The following is a 17,056-nucleotide window of genomic DNA, read 5'->3' as shown; positions in this document are numbered from 1 at the left end:
GTACTCAATCCCTCACGGTGTCGCCGCTTGGGACGCTCCCTCACCCCAACCCGAACGAGCCGGGCGTATCCGGACACGCCTTCTCCTGTTCCACACGGAAGCCGCAGACCAGGCTCACGTCGTCTACATGCCGGACACCACCTGGCCAGAAGACGGCCCACCTTCCAGGCTTGTCCCGGGATCCATTTGACACCCCGGTTTCGATGTCGTCTGTATCTGTTTCGACACGTCAGCAACGATTCACTCGCGTTCGTCTTCCTGGTCCCCACCTGACGCCTCTCGGGCGCCTTTTCCTCATCGCTCACCACGACGGTCTTCAGCCAACGCAGCATGAGGTGGTTTGGAGCCTCCCGCCGCCGGGCGACTCCGAAGGGCCAAACCTTCATCATCCGTGCAGCATCGCCTCGGAAACTCGACCTACCGAACCTCCTCAACGTTCAGGACACACCAAACGACAAATGTACGGCCGGGCCAACCCCGACCTCCTACGCCGCCGCATCCTCCTCGCCGACTGACATCGACCAGTCACGATCACCGAGACCGTGCCAGAGCCATTTTTCAGCGTCCGCTAGCAGTGGTTGTAGGCGGTGCGGATCGCTGGGATGGCAACAGCGGCCGTCGTTGTGGTTGTGGGCGGCGTGATTCGTAGGGATCGCGGGAGCGACCGTCGTTGTGATTGTCGGCGGCGCGGATCGTCGGGGCGGTGTGCGTTGCTACCGCCTCGGGCCGTGAAGCGGTGCCCGGGATGCTCCGGGAGCGACTCGGTGCCATGCGTGGGTCCTATTGGCGGCGGTGGAAAGTGTTCCGCTGGGGGCGGCGTTCGGGGTCGAGGGTGGCTGGTGGGAGGAACTCGGGGTGTCCGTCGGGGCCGAGACGGGCCTGCCAGCCGCTGTTGTTGTGCAGCAGGCGGTGGTGTCGGCGGCAGACGAGGCAGGCGTTGGCCAGGTTGGTGGTGCCGCCGTCGGCCCAGGGGATCAGGTGGTGTCCCTCTGTCCAGCGCGCGGGTCGGTCGCACGTTGGGAAGGTGCAGCCGCCGTCGCGGAGGATCAGGGCCCGGCGTAGGGGGCCGGTGAACAGTCGTCGTGCCCGGCCGAGGTCGAGGACTTGGCTGTCGCCGCCGAGCACGGCGGGCACGATGTGCGCGTCGCAGGCCAGGCGTCGGGCTTCGGCGGCGCTGATCGGGGCGCCGGTGTCCAGTCGCCCCACCCCGCCACCGGTGCCGGCGTGCGGGCCTGCGCCGGTGCAGGCGTGGGCGTGGGCGTGGGCGTGCGGGCCGGTGCCGGTGCCGGTGCCGGTGTGGGCGTGCGGGCCGGTGCCGGTACCGGCGTTCGTTTGGCGAGTCCAGTCGCGGGTCTGACCGCCGCCACTGGTGGCGGGACGGGCCGGTTCGGTGATCGTTGGTGGACCGCCGGCCCGGAGTCCGCGCGCCGCCCCGCGCCGTTCGACTGGCTGGGGTTGCTCGACTGGCTGGGGTTGCCCGGCTGGCCAAGGTTGTCCGGCTGGCTGGGGTTGCCCGGTCGCCCTGGACTGCCCGGTCGCCCTGGACTGCTCGGCTGAGGACTGCTCGGCCGCCCTGGACTGCTCGGCTGAGGACTGCTCGGCCGCCCTGGACTGTCCGGCTGAGGACTGCTCGGCCGCCCTGGACTGCTCGGCTGAGGGCTGCCCGGCTGGCGAGGGCTGCCCGGTCAATGTGGCGAGCGGGATGGTGACGACGACCTGGGCCGGGTCGCCGCCGTGTCCCGGCAGATCCGTCCCGTCCCGTAACGCACCAGTACACACATCCACCAGCGCGTCAGCGCGACGCTGCGCCGGTGTGCGGGCCTCCGCCGGGTCACGCCGGGGGTGGCAGAGCGGGTCGAGAGCGGCGTTGACGGTGGCAGCGCCGGTAGCGTCGAGGCAACCGGTCAGCCGGACCTGACCGTTACCGAGTGGGCTGAGGGTGAACGCCCGCTTGTCGTGGGCTCGGGCCTCCTGCAGGGCCAAAAGCTCAGCCTCCCGCTGCTCGGCGACCTCGGGAGCGACATGCTCCAAGATCCGCGCACCGAGTTTGCCCAAGGTCACCGGGTCGAACACGCCGGCCTGATCCACCAACACGCTCTCAGCCTCGTCAGTGACCTCCCACCCCAGATCGCCCGGTAGATCCGCGAGCGTCGCCGCGATCATCGCGGCCTGCTCAGCCGACACCACGCCCGCGCAGACCGCGGTGTCGAGCACCGGCCGCGCTCGCAGGGCATCGGCCAGGGCGACCAGCCGCGCCGCCGTCTGAGGACTGACCCGCAACTGCTGGCGTAGCCACACCACGGTGCTGGTCGCCGCGCACGCCCGCGGCACACCCCGCGACTGCGCCTGCGAGATCAGATGCGCGGTCACCGCGGTGAGCTGCTGCACCACGGCCCAGGCCTGCCGCAGACACTCGACCAGATCCCGATCGGGAACCGCCCAGGCAGGAGCCGCGGCACACGCGGCAGCCGCCCGGCGGGTCTCGCACACCAACTCCAACACCCGACCAACCTAGAACAAACGTACGACAGAACGGGTGCCCTGTGGATAACCCAGCCCCGGCCTCCTCGGTACGCGACGCCACCCGCCGGACACGCCCACCCGGACCCACTGCGACGGCTGCCGTACCAGGGGCGAAGCGGGACGTCGAAGAAGCAAAGCCCGGCGCCGGCGTCCTAAATCTGATGTAGCCAGGCGATGAAGAGCGCAACCGCCGGTACGGGCAGCACCAGCGCCACCGCGAGCACCCACGGCGCGGGCCGACGCCCGGTGAGCATCGTGGTCAGCCTGGCGTGCAGGGCGGCGATCCCGGCCAGGAGCAGCAACGCCGCCACGGCCATCGGTAAACCGATGAGGAAGTGCGCGAGCCAGGCACCTGCGCGGCTCGGCCCGCCCCATGAGTTGTCGTAGGGCCCGTGGTCCACCAGGCCGTAGAACACCCCGCGGAACACGAACGCCAGCAGCACTCCGAACGGAATCAGCGCGACAGCGCCAAGCACCAGGCTCAATACCGCGTGGCCGGCGACCACGAAGACGCCCGGCCGCCCGCCAACCGCAAAGGCGCCAGGCCGCCCAGGAGCTTCCGCCGCCCCGAGCAACCGGGCACGCAACCGCAGCCACCACCCGGCGGCAACACGAGCCCGGCCGACCGGCACAGCAAACAACGACGCGGCTGTCAAGGGAAGCAGAGCTGCACAATAGAGCAGGCTCCGGCCGAGACGGGGCCGCGGACGGGTTTCGAGTGAAGTGGTCACCCGTCCAGGCTCGTCCGGATCTCCCGCCCGGCCTACCGGGCTGTCTCCACTCCCCCGGTACGGATACCCGCCCTACGGCTGCGCCGGCGCCGAGCTTCGGGTCTCCCAGGCCGACCAGAGCTGCGCGTAGCGGCCCCGCGCCGCCACCAGTTCCGCGTGCGGCCCGGACTCGACGATCTCGCCGTGCTCCAGCACGATGATCCGGTCGGCCGACGCCGCCTGGGTCAGCCGGTGCGCCACGATCAGCACCGTCCGGCCCCGCGTCGCCGCCGCGGCGGCCTCCTCCAGCTCTCGGGCGCCCGCGCTGCCGGCTTCGGCGGTGGCCTCGTCCAGCACGGCGACCGCCGGGTCCAGCAGCACCAGCCGGGCCAGTGCCAGCTGCTGTGCCTGCGCGGCGGTCAGTTCGTGGCTGCCGTCACCGACGAGCGTGTCCAGGCCCTCGGGCAGCGCCCGCGCCCACCGCAGCGCACCCACGGTTTCCAGCGCGGCCGAGACCTCGTCGACGCTCGCGCCGGGGCGGGCCAGGCGCAGGTCCTCGATCAACGGCCCGGCGAAGACGTGCGTCTCCTGGCTGACGATCGCCACGGTGTCGCGCGGCAGTTCCGGTACGGGTACGCCACCGACCCGCGCCTCGCCCCCGTCGGCACGCAGCACCCCGGCGGCGATGGAGGCCACCGTGGTCTTGCCCGCCCCGGTGGAGCCGACCAGCGCCACCCGTTCCCCCGGCGCCAGCCGCAGGCTGACCCCGCGGAGCACCGGCGTGCGGCCGTCGTAGCTGAAGCTGACGTCGTCCAGGGTCAGCGCCGCATCCGCCGGTGGCCGGCCCGCGCCGCGCTGCTCCACGGGCATCGTCTCGACCCCGACCAACCGGGCGAGGCTCGCGCCGGCGGCCTGGATCTCGTCGAAAGTGAACAGCAGCGTCGACACCGGGTTGAACAGCCGGTGGAACAGCAGCGCGGCGGCGGAGGCCTGTCCGACGCTCACCGAGCCGTCGCGGACCAGCCAGAAGCCGACCACCAGCAGGGCCGCCAGCCCGAAGAACTCGGCCCGGTTGACCCGGCCGACGAAGCGGGTGAAGAGCGTGAAGACGCCGACGTCGATGTCGCGCGCCTTGGCCGACGCCGCGTCGATGTCCGCGAGGTGCCGCTGCTCCAGCCGGTACGCGTGCACGGTCCGCAGCCCCTGCATGCTCTCCACGAGCAGTTGCGTGCGCTCGGCGACAGCCTTGCGCTCGGCGGCGTACCGGGGTGCCGAGCGGGGCAGATACCAGCGCAGCGCGACCACGTAGAACGGCACGGCCACGGCGCCGGCCAGCCCGAGCCGCCAGTCGATGCCGGCCATCGCCACCAGGCTCAGCACGCCCAGCAGCAGTGCCGAGATCATGTTCGGCAGCACGTCGGACACGGCCTTGCCGATCGCGGCGATGTCCGCGCCGACCCGGGACAGCAGGTCACCGCGCCCGGCCCGGTCCAGCACCAGCGCCGGCAGCCGCAACGCGGTCGCGACGGTGCTCTCCCGCAGGTCGGCGAGCATCCGGGCGCCGAGCCGGCCGACCAGGTACGAGGACAGCCCGATAGCGCCCCCGCCGATCAGCGCGGCGGCGATGATGACCACGGAGATCGACACGATCGCACTCGTGCCGGCGCCCGCGCGGACCCGGTCGACCAGCATGCCGAGGGCGTACACGGGAACGATCGAGGCCGCGGCCGCGAGCACGCCGACCAGCAGCGTCCCGGCGGTCTCGGCCCGGCGGCCGCGCAGCTCGGCCCACAGCCAGCCGCGGGTCTGCTTCGCAGTGGCGATGGGCAGGATCTCCGTCGTCAACGCAGCACCAACTGTCGGTAGGTCTCGTCGCTGGCGCCCAGCGTCTCGTGCGCCCCCTCGGCCGTGACCACGCCGTCGCCGAGCACGACGATCCGGTCGGTGGCGGCCAGCAGGGCGGGACTGCTCGTGATCACGACGGTGGCGAAGCCGGCCTCCGGGCCGTGCCGCAGCGCGCGGATGCCCTGCGCGATGGCGTGTTCGGTGACCGCGTCGACGGCGGTGGTCGGGTCGTGCAGCACCAGCACGGGCGGCCTGGCGAGCAGCGCACGGGCCAGGGCGATCCGCTGGCGCTGACCGCCGGAGAGGCTGGCGCCACGCTCGGCGACGAGCGCGGCGAGCCCGTCGGGCTGGCTGGCGAGCACCTCGTCGGCGGCTGCGGCGCTGAGCACGTCGGCCGGGATCCCACCGTGCCCGACAAGACCGTCGGAACCGTGCCCGACAAGACCGTCGGAGCCCTGCCCGACAAGACCATCAGAACCATGCCCGACAAGACCATCAGAACCATGCCCGACAGCACCGTGCACGGCGACGTTGGCGGCGATCGTGCCGGTGAACAGGTCGGTGTGGTGCGGCTCGACCAGCAGCAGCCGGCGCGCGTGCGCGCGGTCCACCTGCTCCAGCGGCGAGCCGCCGAGCAGCACGCTGCCCTGGTAGTCGGCGGGGATGCTCAGCAGCTTCACCAGCGCCTCGGCGTCGCCCGGGCGGCGGGCGACCACGCCGACGAACTCGCCGGGCCGCACGTGCAGGTCGAGGCCGTCGAGCGGGCCGTGCCGGACGCCGGACAGACGCAGGTCGCACGGGTGTTCGGCGGGCCGCTCGATGCCCTCGGGCAGCACCAGCCCGGCGTCGGTGACCAGGGCGACCCGGTCCGCGGACGCCCGTGCCTCGGCGATCCAGCTCGGCACCACGGCGAGGGTGCCGAACGGCTCGATGAGGAACTGGGCCAGCCCGATCACGGTGATGAACTGCCCGACGGTGATCCGGCCGGTCAGCGCGAACCAGCCGGCCATGATCGCGATGCCGCAGGCCAGCAGGGTGCTCAGCACGGTGGAGGCGGCCAGGTAGCCGCCCTGGGTGCGCGACGCGCGCAGGGTGGCCGCCAGCGAGCGGCGGCTGACCACGCGGTAGTTCCCGGCGGCGGCGTCCTGCGCGCCGATGCCGCGCAGCGGCCGCAGGCCGGTGACCAGGTCGGTGGCGAGCGAGGTGGCCCGGCCGGCCTGTTCCTGCTGGTCGGCGACCCGCTTGGTGATCAGCGGCGAGCTGACCTGCAGCAGCACCAGCACCAGCGGGGTGGCGATCAACACCACCAGGCCCAGGGGTACGGAGATCAGCAGCAGCGCCACCGCACTGATGACCGTGGCGACGATCGCACCGGCGATCCGCGGGATGTAGTCCAGCAGGTAGGAGGTGTTGTCGGCATCGCTGGTGGACACCGTCAGCAGATCACCGGCCCGCAGGTCGGTACGCGCGCCGCGCGGGTGCAGGATCTTCGCCGACACCTCGAGGCGCAGCTGGTGTCCCTCCTCGGCGATGGCCTTCATGAGCTGCCGCGCGCCGAACCGGTACGCCGTGGTCAGCAGCGTGAACTGCACGGCCAGCACGCCCACCCAGAGCAGCAGCTGGCCCAGGTCGCCGGGGGTGACCGCGCGGTCGATGACGACGCCGATCAGGATCGGCACGAACGTCTCGCAGACCTGGTGCACCGCGATCAGCGCGGTGCCGGTCCACAGCCGCTTGGCGTTGCGCGTGGCGGTGCGGAGCAGAATCCGAGCGCCGGACTTGCTCACGGGGCCATGCTGTCGCGCAGCGACCTCGGACGCAGGTCGGTCCAGTTGGCGTCCACGTAGTCGATGGCCTGCTGCCGCGGCGCCGGCCCGAACACGCTGCGCCAGCCCGCCGGGACCTCCTTGAAGGACGGCCAGAGCGAGTGCTGCTCCTCGTCGTTCACGAGGACGTGGAAGGTGCCGTTCTCGTCGTCGAACGGGTTGCTGGACACGCGGTCTCCCCACAGATCTGCCAAAAGTAAGGACAGCCTAACCTACGCGCTGACCCACGGCGGAGCGCGGGATGACCAGCGGGGTGTGCGTCTCCGGGTCGTCGATGATCCGGCAGCCCAGCGCGAAGACGTCCGCGACCAGTTCGGCCGTCATGACCTCGCGCGGATCGCCCTGCGCCACGATCGCACCCGCCTTCATCACCACCAGGTGATCGGCGTACCGGGCGGCCTGGTTGAGGTCGTGCAGCACCGCGACCATCGTCGTGCCCTGTTCCCGGTTGAGCCGCACGCACAGCTCCAGCAGCTCGATCTGGTGTGCGATGTCGAGGAACGTGGTCGGCTCGTCCAGCAGCACGATCGGCGTCTCCTGGGCCAGCACCATGGCCACCCAGACCCGCTGCCGCTGCCCGCCGGAGAGCGTGTCGACCAGCTCACCGGAGAGATCCGTCACACCGGTGGCGGCCATGGCCGCGACCACGGCCGCCTCGTCCTCGACCGACCACTGGCGGATGAGCTTCTGATGCGGGAACCGGCCGCGGGCGACCAGTTCCGCCACCGTGATCCCGTCCGGCGCGATCGACGACTGCGGCAGCAGCCCGAGCCGGCGGGCGACCTCCTTGGCTGGCCGCGAGTGGATGTCCCGCCCGTCCAGCAGCACCTCGCCGGCGCTGGGCTTGAGCAGCCGGGACAGCGCGCGCAGCAGGGTCGACTTGCCGCAGGCGTTGGGGCCGATGATCGCGGTGAACCGGCTCTCGGGCACCACCAGGTCGAGGTGCTCGCTGATCGTCTTCTTGTCGTACCCGATGGTGATGTCACGGGCGGCCAGGCTCATCGGACTCCCCTGCTCAACGTCGCGCCTGGCGGACCAACAGCCAGACGAAGTAGATGCCGCCCACCGACACGGTCACGATCCCGACCGGCAGCTGGGTCGGCGCGAACGCCCGCTGGGCGAGAAAGTCGCTGATCATGAGCAGGAACGCGCCCATCGCGGCCGACGGGATCAGCGCGATGCCGGGCGTGCGGGTAAGACGCTGGGCGAGCTGCGGTGCGGCCAGCGCGACGAAGGAGATCGGACCGGCGACCGCTGTCGCGATCGCGGTGAGGGCAACCCCGATGATCAGGTACGCGAGCCGGGTCGGTTCCACCCGTACGCCCAGAGCCGCCGCCGCGTCCTCGCCCATCTCCAGCAGTGACAGGCGGGGGCCGTACCCGATCAGGAGCAGGCAGAGCACGCTCACGGTGACCGCCACCGGGGTGACCTGCGCCCAGCCGAGGCCGTTGAGACTGCCCTGCCCCCAGAGCATGGCGGCGAAGGCCGCCTGCAGGTCGACCTTGATGATGAACCACTGGTTGACCGAGGCCAGCATGGCACTGATCGCGATGCCGACGATGATCAGCCGGAAACCCTGCACGCCCCGCTTGAAGGCGAGCAGGTAGACGGCGACCGCGGTGGCCATCCCGCCCGCCAGCGCCCCGGCCGCGACCAGGTAGTAGCCGTTGCCGACGAACACGGTCACGATCAGCACACCGGTGTAGGCGCCCGTGCTGAAACCGATCACATCCGGGCTGCCCAGCGGGTTGCGGGTCAGCGCCTGGAAGAGGGCACCGGCCAGCCCCAGCGCGGCGCCGATGATCAGGGCGAGCAGCACCCGCGGCAGCCGCCACTCGACGACCACCAGCCGGGCGGCCCGGGTGCCCTCCCCGGCCAGCGCCCGCAGCACCTCGGCCGGGGTGAGGGTGAACTCGCCGGTGCCCAGGGTCAGCACCCCGACGGCGAGCGTGGCCAGCACGAGCACGACGCAGACCAGCGCCGGGCGGGCCGACAGCCGCGCGGACACGTTCCGATGCGGACGGACCACCAGGACCCGGCGGCCGAAGTCGACGCTCACAGGCCGCTCACCCGGGCGCGGCGGACCCACCAGATCAGCACGGGAGCCCCGATGAAGGCGGTGACCACGCCGACCCGCAACTCACCCGGCCGCACCACGAGCCGGCCGACGATGTCGGCGAGCAGCAGCAGGACCGGACCGCACACCACGGTGTAGACGAAGATCCAGCGCTGGTCCGGGCCGACGATCCAGCGCACGACGTGCGGCACCATCAGGCCGACGAACCCGATCGGCCCGACCGCGGCGGTCGCCGCGCCGGCCAGCAACATCACCGAGACGGTGGCCAGGACCCGGGTGCGACCGATCCGGGCGCCGAGGGTACGGGCGAGATCGTCGCCGAGCGCCACGGCGTTCAGCGACCGCGCCACGACCAGCGCGAGCACCGTCCCGGCGAGCACGAACGGCAGGATCGTGGTCGCCACCTCCAGGGGCCGCCCGGCCAGCGAACCCACGTCCCAGAACCGCAGGTAGTCGAAGGCGCGCGGCCGGACCAGCCGGATGCCGCCGGAGATGCCGTCCATGACGGCGCCGAGCGCGACGCCGGCGAGGGTCAGCCGGATCGGGGTGGCACCGCCGCGCCCGGTCGAGCCGAGCAGATAGACCAGGGTGAGGGCGAACGCGACGCCGGCGAAGCCGAACCACATGTACTGCGACAGGCTGGCCAGGCCGAGCACGCCGACCGCGAAGACCACGAACAGCCCGGCGCCGGCGTTGATGCCCAGGATCTGGGTGTCGGCGAGCGGGTTGCGGGTGACGGCCTGGATGACCGCGCCGGACAGTCCGAAGGCGACCCCGGCCAGCAGCCCGAGCACGGTGCGCGGCACCCGCAGGTCCCGCACGATCGACTGGTCGTCGGTGTTGGTGAAGTGGAAGAACGCGTCCCACACGGTGCCCGGCGAGATGGTCCGGGTGCCGAGCGCGATGCTGAGCAGACAGACCAGCGCGAGCACGCCGAGGCAGATCAGCAGGCCGACGCTGCGGCGGGCCTGCGAGACGGCGACGCCGGCGCCCGGCGCCGAGGCGCGCACCGGCGAGGGGGCTCGGGTCCGCGTCAGCACCATGCGGCGAAGCTTAGGCTAACCTTCCTACGCCGTCACTATCAGCCGCGTTACCAGCGCTCCAGCCGCGCGGAGAGCACGGCGAGGGCGGCCATCCCGGCGGTGGACGTCCGCAGCACGGAGTCGCCGAGCCGCACCGGCTGCGCCCCGGCCGCGACGAAGGAGCCGAGCTCCTGGTCGCTGATCCCGCCCTCGGGCCCGACGACCAGCACGATGTCCCCGCTACCGGGCAGCTTGGCTTGGCTGAGCCGGTCGGTGGCCTCCTCGTGCAGCACGAACGCGGCCGCGGCCCCGGAGAGCAGACCGCCGACCTTCTTGGTGGAGACGTCGGGATTGCCGGCGACGACCGGAAGCCACGAACGACGGGCCTGCTTGGCGGCCTCCCGCGCGGTGCTCACCCACTTCTCCCGGGCGCGTACGCCGCGGTCGCCGCGCCACTGGGCCACGGAACGGGAGGCGGCCCAGGGCACGATCTCGTCGACCCCGATCTCGGTCATGGCCTGGACGGCGAGCTCGCCCCGGTCGCCCTTGGCGATCCCCTGCACCACGACAAGCCGGGGATCCGGCACCTCGGCGAACTCCCGCCCGAGCACGTTCACGTCGACACTGCCCCGGCCGACCCCGGTCACCTCGGCGACCGCGGTCCCGCCCCGCCCGTCGGAGAGCAACAGATCCTCACCGACCTTGAGCCGCTGCACGGTGGCGGCATGATGCCCCTCCGCACCGGCGAGCGTGAACCGCCTGCCACTGGGCAGGTCGTCAACCAAGAAAAGAGGCGCAGACACCAGGCGAGGCTACCCAACAACCACGCCGTTCCTGATCAAAGAACCCGCCCAATCCCCGCCGGCGCCCTAGTGGCCGTTGAAGGCGTCTCGCATGCGGGAGAAGAATCCACCCTGCTTGCTCAGCTCCGCGATGTCCTCGCCGCGGGTCTTGGCGAAGTCGCGCAGCATCCGCTCCTGGTCGGCCGTCAGCTTCGTCGGCGTCTTCACGTCCAGGTGCACGAACAGCTCGCCCCGGCCCTGGCCGCGCAGGTGTGGCACGCCCTTGCCGCGGATGCGCAGCGTCGAGGCCGGCTGGGTGCCCGGCTTGACCTCGATGTTCTCCTCGCTGTCCAGCGTCTTGATGGTCAGCCGGGTGCCGAGCGCCGCCGCCGTCATCGGCAGGGTGACCCGGCAGTGCAGGTCATCGCCCTTGCGCGAGTAGACGTCGTGGGGGCGTTCGTGGATCTCCACGTACAGGTCGCCGGCCGTGCCGCCGCCCGGGCCCACCTCGCCCTGCTGGGCCAGGCGGATGCGCATGCCGTCCTCGACGCCGGCCGGGATCTTCACGGTCAGCGAGCGGCGGGTGCGGATCCGGCCGTCGCCGGCGCAGGTCGGGCAGGGCTGCGGGATGACCGTGCCGTGGCCCTGGCAGGCCTGGCACGGGCGGGACGAGACGACCTGGCCGAGGAACGTGCGCTGCACCGACTGGACCTCGCCGCGGCCGCCGCAGGTCTCACAGGTGGCCAGGTGGGTGCCGGGTGCGGTGCCCGCGCCGGAGCACTGGGTGCACAGCACCGCGGTGTCGACCGTGATCGGGGCTTCGACGCCGAAGGCGGTCTCCACCAGGTCGAGCTCCAGGCGCAGGATCGCGTCGGCGCCGGGCCGGGTGCGGGGACGGGGCCCGCGGGAGCCGCCGCCACCAGCCGCCGTGCCGAAGAACGCGTCCATGATGTCCTGGAAGCCCACGAACGGGCCGGCGCCGCCGGGACCGCCCGGGCCGCCCGCACCGCCGCCGCCCGGCGCCAGCGGATCGCCACCGAGGTCGACGATCTGCCGCTTCTGGTCGTCCGAGAGGACCTCGTACGCGGCGTTGATGTCCTTGAACTTCTCGTGCGCCTCGGGGTCGGGATTGACGTCCGGGTGGTATTGACGGGCCAGCTTGCGATAGGCGCGCTTGATCTCGTCGTCGGTGGCTTCGCGGCTGATGCCGAGAATTCCGTAGTAGTCCTTGGCCACAGGGTTTCGAGTCCTCATGTCTGCCCCGCGCTGCGCGCTGGAGACCTTCGTCGCGGTTGCGTCAGTTTTGTGCCAGCAGATCGCCAACGTAGCGTGCCACGGCACGCACAGTCGCGATCGTGCCGGGGTAGTCCATCCGGGTCGGCCCCAGCACGCCGAGCCCACCAACGATCGTCGTGCCTGGTCCGTAACCCGTGCTGACCACGGATGCCGCCCGCAGGTTGTCGATCTCGTTCTCGTCGCCGATGCGGACCCGGGTGGTGCTCGGTTCCACCTCACCGATGAGCTTGAGAAGGATGACCTCCTCCTCCAGCGCTTCGAGGACCGGCCGCAGCGTGCCCTGGAAGTCCAGCACGCCGCCGCGGGTCAGGTTTGCCGTACCCGCCAGGGCGAGGCGTTCCTCACTGCGCTCGACCAGTGTCTCGAGCAGCACCGAGGCGACGCAGGCCATCGTCGTGCGCTTCTCCGGGGCGCACTCGTCGACCAGAACCTGCACCAGCGGCGGGGTGTCGGCGAGCTTCTCGCCGGTGAGCTTAGAGTTGATCTTGCGACGCATGTCGAGCACGTCGTCGCTGGCCGTCGGCCCCGGCAGCTCCACCAGGCGCTGCTCGACCCGGCCGGTGTCGGCGATCATCACCAGCATGAGCCGGGTGGTGGAGATCGGCACCAACTCGAGGTGGCGCACCGAGGAGCGGGCGAGGCTCGGATATTGCACGACGGCGACCTGCCGGGTCAGCTGGGCGAGCAGCCGCACCGTGCGGTGCACGACGTCGTCGAGGTCGACCGCGCCGACCAGGAAGCGCTCGATGGCGCGGCGCTCGGCCGGGCTCAGCGGCTTGACCCGGGAGAGGCGGTCGACGAAGAGCCGGTAGCCGGCGTCGGTCGGGACCCGGCCGGCGCTGGTGTGCGGCTGCCGGATGTAGCCCTCCTCCTCCAGCACCGCCATGTCGTTGCGGACCGTGGCCGGGGAGACGCCCAACTGGTGGCGCTCGACCAGGGATTTGCTGCCCACCGGCTCCTGGGTCGCCACGTAGTCCTCGACTATGGCGCGGAGCACTTCGAGCTTGCGGTCGTCAAGACTCACGTCGGCTCCTCCCCCTTGGCGCTCTTGGCACTCCTCAAAGTCGAGTGCCAGTCTACGTCGCCGGCGCCCGCCGCGCGATGATCAGCCGACAGGGCCTGTGTCACTTAGCCGAGTGTCTATTCTCCGACGTCACCAGGGTGTTGCCCTCGCCACGTTCGACCTGCGGTCCTACCGTGTGCGCATGACTGAACCGCCGCGTCCTCCCGGTGAGGGAAGCCCCTCGGACCCCACCAGACCGTTCAACCCACAGTCGGGTAACGATCCGGCCGCCGGATCGCCCCCGCCGTACGGCTCCCCGCAGCCGCCGCCTTACGGCTCGCCGCCGCCCTACGGCTCGCCGCCGCCCACCTCGGGCGCCGGGGGCTATGCTCCCCCGCCCACCTCCGGTGCCGGTGGTTACGGCCCGCCGCCGTCGTCGGGTGCCCCGGGCGGCTACGGCCCGCCGCCCAACGACCCCCCGTACGGCGCTCCCGGCGCCTACGGCCAGCAGCCGGGTGGTTACCCGCCCGGTGGCTACCCGCCGTCGAGCTACGGGCCGGGCAGCGACGACAAGACCTGGATCCTGGTGGCCCACTTCGGTGGCGCGGCCGGCGCGTTCCTCGGCGGCGGCTGCTCCGGCTGGATCGCGCCGCTCGTAGCCCTGCTGGCCAAGGGCAACCAGTCGCCGGTCGTGCGGGCCGAGGCGGTCAAGGCGCTGAACTTCCAGATCCTCTGGTCGATCATCGCGCTCGTCGGCTGGGTGCTCACCTGCGCCCTGGTCGGCTTCATCATCGGGCCGGCGGCGTGGGCCATCGGCACGATCTTCGGCATCATCGCCGGGGTCAAGGCGAACAACAACGAGCCGTACAACTACCCGATGACGGTCTCGATCGTGAAGTAGCGCTCCCTCGATGGCGCCGGGCTCCGGCCCGGCGCCACCGCGTCACGGCAGCAGGTCGCGGATCACGGCGTCGGCCAGCAGCCGGCCGCGCAGGGTGAGGACCACCCGGCCGGCCTCGTAGGCCGCCCGGTCCAGCAGGCCGTCGGCCAGGGCCTGGGCCGCGCCGGTCAGCCCGGGCGCGTCGAGCGCGGTCAACGGCAGGCCGTCGCGCAGGCGGACCCGCAACATCACGTCCTCGACGTGCCGGTCGGCGTCGGTGAGCAGCTCCCGGCCCAGGCCGGGAGAGAGTCCCGCTTCGACCCTTTTCGCGTACGCCGCGGGGTGCTTGACGTTCCACCAGCGCACGCCGCCCACGTGGCTGTGCGCGCCCGGCCCGAGGCCCCACCAGTCGCCGCCGGTCCAGTACAGCAGGTTGTGCCGGCAGCGGGCCGCCGGCGTCGTCGCCCAGTTCGACACCTCGTACCAGGAGAAACCCGCCGCGCCGAGGGCCTGCTCCGCGGCCAGGTAGCGGTCGGCGGCGACGTCGTCCTCCGGGTACGGCAGCTCGCCGCGGCGCATCCGGGCGGCCATCCGGGTCCCGTCCTCGACGATCAGCGAGTACGCGCTGACGTGGTCGACTCCCGCGTCGATCACGGTGCGCAGCGAGGCGGCGAAGTCCTCGGGGCGCTCGCCCGGCGTCCCGTAGATCAGGTCCAGGTTGATGTGCTCGAAGCCGGCCTCCCGCGCCTCGATCGCGGCCTGCGGCGCCCGGCCCGCGGTGTGCTTGCGGTCCAGGATCCTCAGCACGGCCGGGGCGGCGGACTGCATGCCCAGCGAGATGCGGGTGTAGCCGGCCCGGCGCAGCGCCCGCAGCGAGGCCGGGTCGACCGACTCCGGGTTGGCCTCGGTGGTGATCTCGGCGCCGGCCGCCAGGCCCCAGGTCTGGTCGATGCCGTCGAGGATCCGGCCCAGGTCACCGGGGTCGAGCAGGGTCGGCGTGCCGCCGCCGACGAAGACGGTGTCGACGCGCGCGCCGGTGACCGAGGCGGCCAGCTTCAGCTCGGCCAGGACCGCGTCCGCGTAACCCTCGCGGCTGGCACCGCCGCCCAGCTCACTGGCGGTGTACGTGTTGAAGTCGCAGTATCCGCAGCGGCTCGCGCAGAACGGCACGTGGACGTAGACCCCGAAACCGCGCCCGCCGACGTCGCGCAGGGCGCTGTCGGGCAGCGAGCCGTCACTCGGCACGGGCTCACCGTCGGGGAGGGGACCAGGCATCCGTCAAGTGTGCACGTACCCCGTTAGGGTTCCGGCATGGAGTTGGTCCGTACCGCCACCGCCGCCGGAGTGACCACCATCACACTGGACAGCCCGGCGAACCGCAATGCGCTCTCCGCCCAGCTCATGCGTGAGCTGCTGGAAGGGCTGGGCGCCGCCGTCACCGACCCGGCCGTCCGGGCGGTGGTGATCTCGCACACCGGGCCGGTCTTCTGCTCCGGGGCCGACCTGAAGGAGACCGCCGAGGCCCGGCAGTCCGGCCGGATCCCCGCCGAGTTGCTGGCCGACGTGCTCGCCGCCATCTGGGAATTCCCGAAGCCGGTGCTCGCCCGGATCGCCGGCCCGGCCCGCGCGGGTGGGCTCGGCCTGATCGCGGCCGCCGACATCGCGGTCTGCGCCCGGGAGGCCACGTTCGCGTTCTCGGAGGTGCGGCTCGGCGTGATCCCGGCAGTGATAAGCGCCACCGTGCTGCCCCGGCTCGCGCCCCGGGCGGCGGCGGCGCTCTACCTCACCGGCGACGTGTTCGACGGGGCGCGCGCGGCCGAGATCGGGCTGGTCACGGCGGCCGTCGAGGCGGACGGGCTGGACGCGGCCGTCGCCGCGTACACGAGGTCTCTGGTCCTGGGTGGTCCGCAGGCCCTGGCCGGCACCAAGCAGTTGCTGCGCCGCAGGCCGGCCGAAACCGTGCGGGCCGACCTGGCCGAGCTGTCGGAGCGCTCGGCCGGCTACTTCCGGTCGGCCGAGGGCAGCGAGGGTGTCGATGCGTTCCGCGAGAAGCGCCCGGCCTCCTGGGTGCCGGTCGCACAGCAGACGGGCGCTCGTTGACTACGCTTGTCACCTGACGGAGGGAGTGTGTGTGGGGAAAAAGCCGATTTTGGTGGTGACGGCTCTGCTCTCGCTCCTCGGCGCCCTCGGGGTGGTCGTGGCCGTCAACTCCATCGAGGGCAAGATCCAGCTCCCGCAGCTCGGCCCCGAGTGCATCGTGCGGGCCGACGGCGAGGTCGCCCTCGACCTGGTCCAGATGGCGAACGCCGCCACGATCACCGCGGTCGGCCTGCGGCGCAAGATGCCCGAACAGGCCGTGGTGATCGCGCTGGCGACCGCGTTCCAGGAGTCCAAGCTGGAAAATCTCGACACCGGCGACCGCGACTCGGTCGGGCTCTTCCAGCAGCGCCCCAGCCAGGGCTGGGGCACGCCGGAAAAGATCCAGGACCCGAGATATGCGGCGGGCAAGTTCTATTCGGCCCTCAAGAAGGTCAAGGGCTGGCAGAAGATGCGGGTCACCGACGCGGCGCAGAAGGTGCAGCGGTCGGCCTACCCGAACGCGTACGAGAAGTGGGCCGACGAGTCCGCGGTGCTCGCCAAGGCGCTGACCGGCCGGGCCACCGGAGCGGTCGAGTGCACGGTCAGCGGCGAGCCCGCCCTGCGCGGCGCCACCGCCGCCGCGGCGCTGGCCGAGGGCATGCGGCTCGACTGGGGCAAGGGCCTCACCACCATCGAGGCGACGCAGGCCGGCGGCCTGACCGTCGCGGTCAAGGACGTCAACGCCGGCTGGCGATACGCACACTGGCTCGTCTCGCACGCCAGCAGCACCGGGGTGGAACGGGTCCGGTTCGCCGACCGGGAATGGAACGCGCCCGACGGTAAGTGGCAGCCGGTAACCGGCGCCCAGGGCGCGAGCACCAGCACCGTGGTCGCCGAGGTCTTCAGCTGATCGATCGAGGCACCCGCCGACCTTCACATTCACGTTTTTTTCACGGGTCTCGGTGTCACGATCACGATGTTGCCTGGTCATAGCGCTGCGTATATCTTCACAT

At 71.9% G+C, this 17,056-nt stretch carries 15 protein-coding genes; 3 read left to right on the top strand and 12 right to left on the bottom strand.

Annotated features, from left to right (window positions below; translation table 11 throughout):
- Positions 1-780 precede the first annotated feature (780 nt).
- From DMB66_RS64550 to hrcA, 11 genes are all read right to left on the bottom strand, one after another.
- Complete coding sequence (locus DMB66_RS64550; protein WP_125809838.1) at positions 781-2,502, bottom strand: HNH endonuclease signature motif containing protein; 1,722 nt, start codon at positions 2,500-2,502, stop codon at positions 781-783.
- Positions 2,503-2,675: 173 nt separating this feature from the next.
- A complete protein-coding gene (locus tag DMB66_RS42775; RefSeq protein ID WP_125809837.1) occupies positions 2,676-3,254 on the bottom strand; it encodes a hypothetical protein in 579 nt (192 codons plus the stop codon).
- A 72-nt stretch (positions 3,255-3,326) separates the two neighbouring features.
- Positions 3,327-5,078 carry an ABC transporter ATP-binding protein gene (locus DMB66_RS42770; protein ID WP_125809836.1) on the bottom strand — a complete coding sequence of 584 codons (1,752 nt, stop codon included), beginning with the start codon at positions 5,076-5,078 and terminating at the stop codon, positions 3,327-3,329.
- Positions 5,075-6,865, bottom strand: coding sequence for an ABC transporter ATP-binding protein (locus tag DMB66_RS42765; RefSeq protein ID WP_199752948.1), 1,791 nt, complete (start codon positions 6,863-6,865; stop codon positions 5,075-5,077). The genes DMB66_RS42770 and DMB66_RS42765 overlap by 4 nt, the downstream gene beginning before the upstream one ends.
- Positions 6,862-7,074, bottom strand: coding sequence for an MbtH family protein (locus tag DMB66_RS42760; protein ID WP_125809835.1), 213 nt, complete (start codon positions 7,072-7,074; stop codon positions 6,862-6,864). The genes DMB66_RS42765 and DMB66_RS42760 overlap by 4 nt, the downstream gene beginning before the upstream one ends.
- 37 nt (positions 7,075-7,111) lie before the next feature.
- Positions 7,112-7,906, bottom strand: coding sequence for an ABC transporter ATP-binding protein (locus tag DMB66_RS42755; RefSeq protein WP_125809834.1), 795 nt, complete (start codon positions 7,904-7,906; stop codon positions 7,112-7,114).
- 13 nt (positions 7,907-7,919) lie between these two features.
- Entirely contained in the window at positions 7,920-8,963 is a 1,044-nt protein-coding gene (locus DMB66_RS42750; protein WP_125809833.1) for an iron chelate uptake ABC transporter family permease subunit, read from the bottom strand.
- Positions 8,960-10,024: an iron chelate uptake ABC transporter family permease subunit gene (locus tag DMB66_RS42745; protein WP_125809832.1), complete on the bottom strand. Its 1,065-nt coding sequence runs from the start codon at positions 10,022-10,024 to the stop codon at positions 8,960-8,962. Before DMB66_RS42745 ends, DMB66_RS42750 begins: the two co-directional genes overlap by 4 nt.
- Positions 10,025-10,071: 47 nt before the next feature.
- Entirely contained in the window at positions 10,072-10,806 is a 735-nt protein-coding gene (locus DMB66_RS42740) for a 16S rRNA (uracil(1498)-N(3))-methyltransferase (RefSeq protein WP_125809831.1), read from the bottom strand.
- A gap of 66 nt (positions 10,807-10,872) precedes the next feature.
- Positions 10,873-12,021, bottom strand: coding sequence for a molecular chaperone DnaJ (gene dnaJ / locus DMB66_RS42735; protein ID WP_199752950.1), 1,149 nt, complete (start codon positions 12,019-12,021; stop codon positions 10,873-10,875).
- A 61-nt stretch (positions 12,022-12,082) separates the two neighbouring features.
- Positions 12,083-13,105 carry a heat-inducible transcriptional repressor HrcA gene (gene hrcA, locus DMB66_RS42730; protein WP_125809829.1) on the bottom strand — a complete coding sequence of 341 codons (1,023 nt, stop codon included), beginning with the start codon at positions 13,103-13,105 and terminating at the stop codon, positions 12,083-12,085.
- 181 nt (positions 13,106-13,286) lie between these two features.
- Between hrcA and DMB66_RS42725 the strand changes: the two genes are divergently transcribed.
- Complete coding sequence (locus tag DMB66_RS42725; RefSeq protein ID WP_125809828.1) at positions 13,287-13,985, top strand: DUF4870 domain-containing protein; 699 nt, start codon at positions 13,287-13,289, stop codon at positions 13,983-13,985.
- Between the two features lie 42 nt (positions 13,986-14,027).
- Here DMB66_RS42725 and hemW read toward each other — a convergent pair whose 3' ends face one another.
- A complete protein-coding gene (gene hemW / locus DMB66_RS42720) occupies positions 14,028-15,239 on the bottom strand; it encodes a radical SAM family heme chaperone HemW (RefSeq protein WP_125809827.1) in 1,212 nt (403 codons plus the stop codon).
- A gap of 36 nt (positions 15,240-15,275) precedes the next feature.
- Between hemW and DMB66_RS42715 the strand changes: the two genes are divergently transcribed.
- Entirely contained in the window at positions 15,276-16,064 is a 789-nt protein-coding gene (locus tag DMB66_RS42715) for an enoyl-CoA hydratase-related protein (RefSeq protein ID WP_125809826.1), read from the top strand.
- A 25-nt stretch (positions 16,065-16,089) separates the two neighbouring features.
- Positions 16,090-16,953 (top strand): hypothetical protein, encoded by an 864-nt coding sequence (locus tag DMB66_RS42710; protein ID WP_125809825.1) that lies wholly within the window; start codon positions 16,090-16,092, stop codon positions 16,951-16,953.
- The last annotated feature ends 103 nt before the right edge of the window (positions 16,954-17,056 follow it).

It is taken from the genome of Actinoplanes sp. ATCC 53533 (assembly GCF_003947245.1).
Note: the sequence above shows the minus strand (reverse complement) of the source record. Positions and strands in the feature narration are given on the sequence as shown.